This is a genomic window from Burkholderia sp. Se-20378, from assembly GCF_017104665.1.
Classification (GTDB): domain Bacteria; phylum Pseudomonadota; class Gammaproteobacteria; order Burkholderiales; family Burkholderiaceae; genus Burkholderia; species Burkholderia lata.
In genome coordinates this window covers 1-8,858 of sequence record NZ_JAAGPG010000352.1, presented here as the reverse complement: position 1 = coordinate 8,858, position 8,858 = coordinate 1, and the positions used below count along the sequence as shown (strand labels likewise).

Below are 8,858 nucleotides of genomic sequence, written 5' to 3'. Positions count from 1 at the left end.
GGGCCGTGCGTCGAGCGAGGGGATGCGCCGGATGACCGGCGCGCGCGCGCACGCCGGCCGGGCCGGACGGCGAAACCGAAAGGGGCGTGAGCGCGTACATGGTGGATGGAAGATCGACTGGCGAATAGAACCTTACGATTCTACAACACAACCTTCGGAATATGTGATTTGGCTGTCGGCATTTCGTCAGCGATTGTTGTGCGGGTGAAGCAAGTTGCGACGTTATCGTTCGGGATTTGCTGGCGATTTTTGTCAAAATCGCAACGCTGTATGTTCAAACTAAGGGTTTCCCCTTGGATCGGCGAGAACTACACTGGATTCAATCGCTTCAGACAGTCCTGCCGAGGCGACGCCATAAGAGAACATATACCGGAGGTAAATCATGAAGTCGGTCATCTACGCAGCTATCGCCGCATCCGTCCTTGCCACCCCGATCGCATCGTTTGCACAGTCCGAGCAGGGGCTGACGCGCGACCAGGTCAAGGCCGAGCTCGTGCAACTCGAACAGAACGGCTACAAGCCGCTGGCGAGCGATTCGCAGTATCCGGACAACATCCAGGCCGCGGAACAACGCATTCAACCGAACCAGCCGATGCTCGCGCAAGCCGATACGAGCGGCTATGGTGCCGTGGCGACGGGTGCCGGCCAAGCCGGCCGTCGCATGACGCGCGAAGCACCGAATCCCGTGAACTCGGTCTACTTCGGCAACTGAACGTCCCCGGGTCTGCCCGAGCGCACCGCTTGATCGACGAGACGCGCCCCCGTTGCGCGCGTCATTCGCCCGCAGGAGCAGAACCTCCGTCGCCGCATTCCGGCGGCTTTCCGCCCAGACGCTCGCGCGTTTGGGCCTTTTTTGCTGGGGTGGGTCAGGCGGACGTGACCGCGGGCGTGCCGTGGATATAGTGTTCGAGCTGGCTGATCGTGAACTGCTGATCGGCAATCACGCTCTTGACGAGGTCGCCGATCGAGATGAGGCCGACCAGCTTGCCGCCGTCGAGGACGGGCAGGTGGCGCATCCGGTGCTCGGTCATCAGTGCCATGCACTCGTCGGTGGATTGCGACGGTTCGACGTAGCGCACCTTCGCCGTCATGATTTCCTCGACGCGGGTGGCTTTCGACGAGCGGTCCTGCAGGACGACCTTGCGCGCGTAGTCGCGCTCGGTGACGATGCCCGCGATGTCGTCGCCGTCCACGACCAGCAGCGCGCCGATGCCCTTTTCCGCCATCAGCTTGATGGCGTCGTAGACGAGATCGGTCTTCGTGACGGTATAGATGGTGCGGCCCGAATCCGGCTTGGCCTTGAGAAGCTGCGCGACAGTCGTGCTCATTCGCTTTCTCCGTGTGCAGGTCGATGCTGGGCAGGCAGGGTGCGATGCTTGTCACCCGATGAGCCCAGTATAGCCGTGCAGGTGGCGGCAGTCGCGTGACGATTCCAGATTAGCGGTAAACTCCGGTCACGCACTATCCACACAACTCCTACATTCCTGAACGTTTCGATTGAATTCATGATGTCTTCGCGTCCCCAATCGCCCACGCCGGGCAACGGCCAGGCCGACGAGTGCGTGACGCTCGTCGCCACGGCGTCGCTGCCCACGCGCTACGGTACGTTCACGTCGTACGCTTTCCGCGTATCCGGCAGCGATGCCGAACATCTTGCACTCGTGATGGGCGACGTCGCCGGCGAGCAGTCCGTGCTGACGCGCCTTCATTCCGAATGCCTGACCGGTGATGTATTCGGCTCGTACCGCTGCGACTGCGGCGAGCAACTCGATCTCGCATTGCGCTACATCGCGGCCGAAGACCGCGGCGTGCTGCTGTATCTGCGCGGCCATGAAGGGCGCGGGATCGGCCTGAGCAACAAGATTCGCGCGTACGCGCTGCAGGAGCAGGGGCGCGACACCGTCGAGGCGAACCTCGACCTCGGCCTGCCCGACGATGCCCGCGAATACGACTCGGCTGCCGCGATCCTCCGGATCCTCGGCGTGACGTCGGTGCGGCTGATGAGCAACAACCCGGCCAAATTCGACACGCTCGCGAAGCACGGCATTCCTGTTTGCGAACGCGTCGCGCTTGCGGTGCCCGTGCGCGAGGAAAACGAGCGTTATATCCGCACGAAGCAAACGAAGTTCGGGCATTACTTCGAGGAAAACGAGTAATCGCCCCGGGCGCTCCGGCGCCCGTTTCTCGTCACCTGCTCCCTGGACCGTCGCCGGCCAAGGCGACGATTTCCATTTCCCCTTCGTCCGTTCCGCTTTCGGGTTTGCGACGGCGCTCGCGTGGCGTCGCCTGAACGACCCGTCTCCCCCATGTCCACACCGTCGAAGATCGAAACCGAACGTTTGACGCTGCGCCGCTGGCGGCCGGCGGATGCGGGCGCGCTGTCGGCGATGCATGAGGATCCGGACGTGACCACGTGGCTCGCGCGCGGTCCGATGTCCGTTGACGAGGCGAGCGACGTCATCGCGCGCTTCGACGCACATTTCGATGCACACGGTTTCGGCCCATGGGCAGTCGAGCGTCGTGTCGATGCGATGTTGATCGGGGTGTGCGGCCTGTCGCGCGAAGTGCGTGCAACGCATCCGATGGCACCGTGCGTCGAGATCATGTGGCGGCTGGCGCGCCACGCCTGGGGGCAGGGCTACGCAGCCGAAGCGGCCGCCGCCGCACTGGCCGACGGGTTCGACCGGGTCAGACTTGGCGAGATCTTCGCGTGGACGGCCGACACCAACCAGCGATCACAGCACGTGATGCAGCGGCTCGGCATGCAGCGTCTGCCCGCACGCGATTTCGACCATCCTGCGTTGCCGGAAGGGCACGCGCTGCGTCGGCACGTCGTGTATGCCGCCCGCGCCGCCGGCCTGGCCGGCGCGTAACGGCTCACACGTGTTCGCCCGTCAGCGCCACGTGCCGTTCTGCAGCACAATCCGGTAGCCGTCGGCATCCTCGAAAGTCTGGCCGGATATTTCCCAGTACGGATTGAACGACGTCACCGGCATGAAGCCATGTTCCGTGGCGCGTGCGCACGCGGCTTCCCATTCCGGCCGATCGGGCAGGTAGAACACGATCAGATCTTCGGGCGTCGGCGACGGCGCGATCGGATGATCGGGGCAGTGCGTGAATTCGAAGTGATAGTCGAGGCCGTCGCGCCCGAGCATCACGCCGGAAAAGCCGTCGTGATCTTCAAAGCGATAGAGCACCGACAGCTCGAATGCTTCGCGATACATGCGCTCGGTGCGGGTGAGGTTACCAACGGGGCGGGCAATGCGCAGATGGGCGTGCAAGATGACCTCGGCGGGGCAGTGGCGGGCCGGTCAATGATAAGTCCGCTGATCCGCGTTGCGTGAGGCAAGCGGATGACATCACCGTGCGTCGCGTCCGACGAGTGCGCCGGAGCGGAAGCGATATGGCCCCGCAAAGTGTGCAGGCAAGAAAAAGCCCGCTACATTGAGCGGGCTGAATCCATGTTTGGAGACATGGAGGAGACAGACGTAAATTTAAGGGAAAACCCGAGGCATGGCAAGCCCTAGTTGTATCGATACAACTTCCTGTTGCATCGCACTCACATACCGCCAGCCCGGGCGTGCGCCGCAAACGCTTTGAAACGCTCCTGCGCGACCGGTAACGCGTACTTGTCGCGCATCTCCGTCTCGATCCATGCACAGGCCTCGCGCGCGCAATCGGTCAGCGCGTGCCGCGTCGCGTGCCCGTCGATGTCGTAGACGAAGCGCACGCCGACTTCGTCATCGGCCACTTGCCGCTCGAGCTGGTTGAGCTGCAGTTGCGACCCATGCTGTTGCGACAGCGCACGCAATTCGTCGAAGTGATATTCGAGCCAGTCGGCAAAGAACAGCGCGTCGCTGTGGCAGGGCAGCCGGAAGGCCGCGCTGCGTGACGGGCGCGGCCCGGCTTCGCCGGCCGACGCGTGCGGTTCGCCGTCGGTGGTGATGGACGTGTCGACGGGCGCGAGCGGTTGCCGAATCCGGCGGTAGGGCTCGCGATCGCGCAACGCATGCCACAGCAGTTCGTCACCGGCGGCGCCGGACGGCTGCATCGTCAGGTCATGCCGGCCTTCGCCGGCCGGAGCGATGTCGCGGATCACGAGGCGCAGCGAGCAGAGCGGCTCGTCCGCGACCAGTAGCGTCGCCGCGCGCGGCAGCCCGCAGACGAGCGGCGCGGCGCCGGCGGAACGGAACACGAGGCCGCGACGGTCGAGCCGCACGAGCGGCAGCGGCCGGGGAAACGACGGGTAGGCGACCGCGATGCGGGCGCCGTTGGCGCTCGTCAACCCGGGCATCATCGCGCGAAAGACCTGGGACTGGTCCACGTTGATTCTCCTTCGTTACGATGCCGTCCTGACAGAAACGCGCGTTCCGGTTCAGGCGGCGATGGCTTGCCGGGCGGTCTGCCCCGGCTCGATTCCTAGCGCTGCAAACGTTTGCGGATCGATGTCGATCCAGCACGCGACCACCAGACGTCCGTCCACCTGCTTCGGCGGGCCTGCGCGGTGCGCGTGTATGCCGATCCGGCGGAACAGCCGTTCCATGCTCGCGAACGTCACGCCGATCAACTGCCGCGCGCCAAGCTGCGCCGCGCATTCGACGACGGCCGCGAGCATCGGGCGTACGGCCCATTCGGCATTGCCCGGCCCGCCTTCGTCGTCGGTTGCCGCGAACCGGGACAACTCCCAGACGGCGGCCGATTGCGGCAGCGGCATGTCTTCGGCGATCAGGTCGGCGAACAGCGAATTCAGCAAGTACGGGCGCGTCGTCGGCAGCAGGCGCGCACATCCGCACATGTCGCCGTCGGCGTTTCGCGCGAACACGTACACGGTATCGTCGCGATCGAACTGGTCGCGCTCGAAGTTCTCGTTCGCCGACGGGAGCGCCCAACCAAGCTGTTCGACGAACACACGGCGCCGATAGCGCCCGAGATCCGCTGCAAGTTCGTGTGGCAACCGCCCTTCTTCGTGAACGAAGGTCCGCATGGTGTCCTCGGATCTGTGCTTTTGTATGCGTGCATTACATCGCGCAGCACGAGGGGGCTGTAACTGGTAACTCTTACAGGGTGACGTCGGAAAGATGCCGTTTAGGACGTGGTAACGGTTTCTTGATCAACGGGATTGAAAACCGTGGCGCTTTTGCTTATAAAGAGCGCCAGCATCGCGTAAATTGTCAGAGGAATAGATGCGCAGCCAGTTGTCACTGGAGCGTCGGACCGGCATGATAGGCGTCGTTGTGGCCGAGCAGGGCTGACGCGACAGCGGCGGGCCAGTCGATACACGCGAGCCGTGCGGTGAGCGCGGCGGCTGTGCGGAACATGCCGATGTCGGTGCCGGTGGCGTCGACGGCCATCACGTTGCTGCGGACGTCGCCGCCCGCGATCACGAACGCGCCCGTCGCGCGGTCGAGATACCAGTCCCAGCCGATCGTCACGTAAGCGACGCCGGCACTGGCCGGGCGATGCCATTCGGTATAGCCGGCGAGGCGAGCGTCGATTGCGCTGTCGCGCAATTCCTCAAGCAGCGATGTGTCGAGGCCGCTTGCGACATGGTCGAACGCAAGCACGGCGAGTGCGCCTTCTGACAGGCGTACGTAGCCGTCCGGGGACGGGCCGGGGACCGGGTGCAGCAAAGGTGAAGTCATGCGCGGAATGTATCAGCGTCGAACGGGTGCTGGAACCTGACAAGTATGACAGCGTGACGTCGTCGGAGAATGAATGGAACTGCGCTGGCAGGATGCCTATCAACAATTCAGCGCCGCGGAAGACGAGCAGCAGCTCTTCCAGCGGATCGCCGCCTATTCCAAACGGCTGGGATTCGAATACTGCTGTTACGGCATTCGCGTCCCGCTGCCCGTTTCGAAGCCGGCGGTCGCGATCTTCAATACCTATCCGGACGGCTGGATGACGCACTACCAGGCGCAGAACTACATCGAGATCGACTCGACGGTTCGCGACGGCGCGCTCAGCACCAACATGATCGTCTGGCCGGACGTCGACCGGATCGAACCGTGCCCGCTGTGGCAGGACGCGCGTGATTTCGGATTGTCGGTGGGCGTCGCGCAGTCGAGCTGGGCGGCCCGCGGTGCGTTCGGTCTGCTGAGTATCGCTCGTCATGCCGACCGGCTGACGCCGGCCGAGATCAACATGCTGACGTTGCAGACGAACTGGCTCGCGAACCTGTCGCATTCGCTGATGAGCCGCTTCGTGGTGCCGAAGCTGGCGCCGGCGGCGGGCGTCACGCTGACCGCGCGCGAGCGCGAGGTGCTGTGCTGGACGGCCGAAGGCAAGACCGCGTGCGAAATCGGCCAGATCCTCAGCATCTCGGAGCGAACGGTCAACTTCCACGTCAACAACATCCTCGAGAAGCTGGGCGCGACGAACAAGGTCCAGGCGGTCGTCAAGGCAATCTCGGCCGGGCTGATCGAGACGCCCTGACAGGGCGTGACGGCGGCAGCGCGACATGCGGCTGCCGCCAGGCCGCTCACTCCATCATCGGCTCCGCTTCCTTCGCGGTCCAGCTCACGCTGGAAATGCTCTTCTCCATGCTCATCCGGCTCGCGATCTGCTCGAGCTTCTGCTGATCCTTCGGATGCAGCTTCAGTGTCGCGGTCACCTTCAGCCGGTCCGGCTGGTCGGGCACGTCCTCGCTCGTGAGGCTCTGGAACGACAGCGGCTTCGCATACATCGCGTTCGACAGCAGCGTGCGGATGTGCACTTCGTCGGAAGCCAGGCAGATCACGGTGATCTGGTATTCGCGCACGAGATCGGCATTCGATACCGGCGTCGCGTTGATCGCCTGGCTGACACTGCGCAACAACGTATTGGTGAGCAGCACGACGCCGGTGCCGGCGAGCGCCGGCACGTAATGACCGGAACCGGACAGCACGCCGACGGCGGCCGAGCACCAGAGTGTCGCGGCCGTGTTGATGCCCTGGATCGAGCCCTTGTCGCGCATGATCACGCCGCCGCCGAGAAAGCCGACGCCCGACACGACGTAGGCGGCGATCTGCGTGACGCCGGCGACGCCGTTGCCGGTCAGCACGCCGAGCGTGACGAACAGGCACGCGCCGCTCGCGACGAGCGTGATCGTGCGCAGGCCGGCCGTGCGCTGGCGCATCTGGCGTTCGATGCCGATGGCGACGCCGCAGGCGAACGCGGTGAAAAGACGGAGTGCGAAATCGAAAGTCATGGTTGTCCTGCCGTGCAAGGAGCGCGTGCCGTTTCGCGTCGCTGCGGCGCAAGGCCGAAGGCGACACGAAGATAGCCGTCATCGCGCGGTACTGTACCGCGCGAATGCGTCATTCAGTGTGAAACGGTAGGCGTGCGGCTCGCGGAACGCGAGCCGGGCAGGAGAACTGCGTCGGACAGGCGTTCAGGCGGCAAGCGGCGCACGCAACGGAGTGCTGCAACTGTCCACGATGGTTCCTGAAGGAAGAATGGGCGGCATTCTAGTGGGCGGCGAGCGCATGCGTCAACCGCCTCGCGGCGGTTGCGCTACTGCGCCGAGCCGATCGTCCCCGTCGCAAGCGCGAGCGCGGCAGCAGCGGACAGCGCCCCGGCATAGCTGTCGACCTCCGCGTTGCGGGCGGCGAGCAACTGGCTTTGCGCGATCGTCGCATCGGTGACCGAACCGACGCCGTTCCGGTACGCGGTCAGCGCCGCGTCGTAACTCGTCTGCGCGGCATCGACGAGCGCCTTCGCGGCGTCGTGCGACGCAAGGCTCGTCTGCACCGCGTTTTGCGCGGCGACGACCTGGCGGACGGCCTCTTCCTTGGTCCGCGTGAGTCGCGCGGATGCGCTTTCCGCATCGTTGCGCGCCTGCATCAGCACGGCCGAGCGCAGGCCGCCGTCGTACAGCGGAATCGTCACGCCGAGGAACACGCCGCCGCCGTAGCGGCTGCCGTTCAGGTTGACGGTCGGCGCCTGGTCGCCGATCGCGGGCAGCGCGGAGATGGACGTGCCGCCGCTCGCGTACGACGTCGACGCGGACAGGAAGATCTTCGGCATGAACGCGGCTTCCGCGGCCTTGATCTTCGCGCGATTGGCCTTTTCGAGCGCGAACGCGCCCTGCAGGTCGGGGCGGCGCGCGATCGCATCCGACACGATCGCGTCGACCGACGAGCCGAGCGCGGGCGGCAGCGGCCGCTTCGGCAGCGCGGCGATGGTCGGTTTCGACAGCGGCGAGATGCCGAGCGCGGAGACGAGGGCGAGGTAGCCGTCGCTCTCGGTGCCGTTCGCCTGCACGAGCGCGAGGTTGGCCTGCGCGCGGTTCTGCGTCGCCTGCGCGAGTTCGACGACCGTGCCGACGCCGTGCTTGAGCCGCGCGCGGGAGGCCGTGAGGATCGCGTCCGCGTTCGCGAGGCCCTGCTGGGCGCTGAGCGCGCGCGAGCGGGCGGCTTCGTAGCGGTAGTACGCGACGGTCACGTCGTGGATCACCTGCTGGTGTACGGCCGTGAACGCGACGTTCGACGCGATCGACGCCTGTTCCGCCGCTTCGACGCGCGCCGCGCGGCCGCCGAAATCGAACAGCAGCCATTGCAGCGACAGCGCCGAGATGGTGCCGTGCACGGTGGAGTTGCTCGACGAGTCGCCGAGGATCGACGACGTCGAGCCGTGGTTCGCCTGGTACCCGCCCATGGCCGTCGCGGACAGTCTCGGCAGGTAGGCGGTCTTGGCCAGGCCGACCGCGAGCGCCGCGTTACGCGCATCGTTCCACGCGATACGGGTCAGCGGGTTCGCCGATTCGGCGAGATCGATCAGTTCGGGCAGCGTGTATGCGTGCGCCGCATCGAGCGCGGCCGGCGGCGAGACTGACGCGAGCGCCGGCGACGCGGGCAGCGTGTAGTCGTGCGAACCTA

11 protein-coding genes are annotated in these 8,858 nt (G+C 65.5%); 4 read left to right on the top strand and 7 right to left on the bottom strand.

All coding sequences use genetic code 11. The features are described from left to right. The first annotated feature begins 382 nt into the window (after nt 1-382). Nucleotides 383-712: a DUF4148 domain-containing protein gene (locus G3N93_RS27830; RefSeq protein ID WP_089496625.1), complete on the top strand. Its 330-nt coding sequence runs from the start codon at nt 383-385 to the stop codon at nt 710-712. A 154-nt stretch (nt 713-866) separates the two neighbouring features. Here G3N93_RS27830 and G3N93_RS27825 read toward each other — a convergent pair whose 3' ends face one another. Next, nucleotides 867-1,328: a CBS domain-containing protein gene (locus tag G3N93_RS27825; RefSeq protein ID WP_011354633.1), complete on the bottom strand. Its 462-nt coding sequence runs from the start codon at nt 1,326-1,328 to the stop codon at nt 867-869. Between the two features lie 177 nt (nt 1,329-1,505). Between G3N93_RS27825 and ribA the strand changes: the two genes are divergently transcribed. Both ribA and G3N93_RS27815 read left to right on the top strand, forming a co-directional pair. Continuing rightward, complete coding sequence (ribA, locus tag G3N93_RS27820; protein WP_069260282.1) at nt 1,506-2,156, top strand: GTP cyclohydrolase II; 651 nt, start codon at nt 1,506-1,508, stop codon at nt 2,154-2,156. Nucleotides 2,157-2,306: 150 nt separating this feature from the next. Then, complete coding sequence (locus G3N93_RS27815) at nt 2,307-2,873, top strand: GNAT family N-acetyltransferase (RefSeq protein ID WP_206134405.1); 567 nt, start codon at nt 2,307-2,309, stop codon at nt 2,871-2,873. Nucleotides 2,874-2,894: 21 nt separating this feature from the next. Here G3N93_RS27815 and G3N93_RS27810 read toward each other — a convergent pair whose 3' ends face one another. The 4 genes from G3N93_RS27810 to G3N93_RS27795 form a co-directional block, all read right to left on the bottom strand. After that, the gene (locus tag G3N93_RS27810; protein WP_174944926.1) at nt 2,895-3,281 is read right to left on the bottom strand and encodes a VOC family protein; all 387 of its coding nucleotides are present in this window, start codon (nt 3,279-3,281) and stop codon (nt 2,895-2,897) included. A gap of 278 nt (nt 3,282-3,559) precedes the next feature. Beyond that, nucleotides 3,560-4,324 (bottom strand): hypothetical protein, encoded by a 765-nt coding sequence (locus G3N93_RS27805; protein ID WP_174937280.1) that lies wholly within the window; start codon nt 4,322-4,324, stop codon nt 3,560-3,562. A gap of 51 nt (nt 4,325-4,375) precedes the next feature. Beyond that, on the bottom strand, nt 4,376-4,984 hold the full coding sequence (locus tag G3N93_RS27800) for an acyl-homoserine-lactone synthase (RefSeq protein WP_174937282.1): 609 nt from the start codon (nt 4,982-4,984) through the stop codon (nt 4,376-4,378). A gap of 214 nt (nt 4,985-5,198) precedes the next feature. Then, nucleotides 5,199-5,642 carry a DUF4902 domain-containing protein gene (locus G3N93_RS27795; RefSeq protein WP_174937284.1) on the bottom strand — a complete coding sequence of 148 codons (444 nt, stop codon included), beginning with the start codon at nt 5,640-5,642 and terminating at the stop codon, nt 5,199-5,201. A 73-nt stretch (nt 5,643-5,715) separates the two neighbouring features. Here G3N93_RS27795 and G3N93_RS27790 point away from each other — a divergent pair, with 73 nt between their 5' ends. Beyond that, a complete protein-coding gene (locus tag G3N93_RS27790; protein ID WP_174937286.1) occupies nt 5,716-6,435 on the top strand; it encodes an autoinducer binding domain-containing protein in 720 nt (239 codons plus the stop codon). Nucleotides 6,436-6,481: 46 nt separating this feature from the next. Here G3N93_RS27790 and G3N93_RS27785 read toward each other — a convergent pair whose 3' ends face one another. Beyond that, the gene (locus G3N93_RS27785; protein WP_174911619.1) at nt 6,482-7,189 is read right to left on the bottom strand and encodes an MgtC/SapB family protein; all 708 of its coding nucleotides are present in this window, start codon (nt 7,187-7,189) and stop codon (nt 6,482-6,484) included. Nucleotides 7,190-7,494: 305 nt separating this feature from the next. Further along, nucleotides 7,495-8,858, bottom strand: a 1,364-nt coding sequence (locus G3N93_RS27780) for a TolC family protein (protein ID WP_206134404.1), incomplete at its 5' end; no start/stop codon positions are given.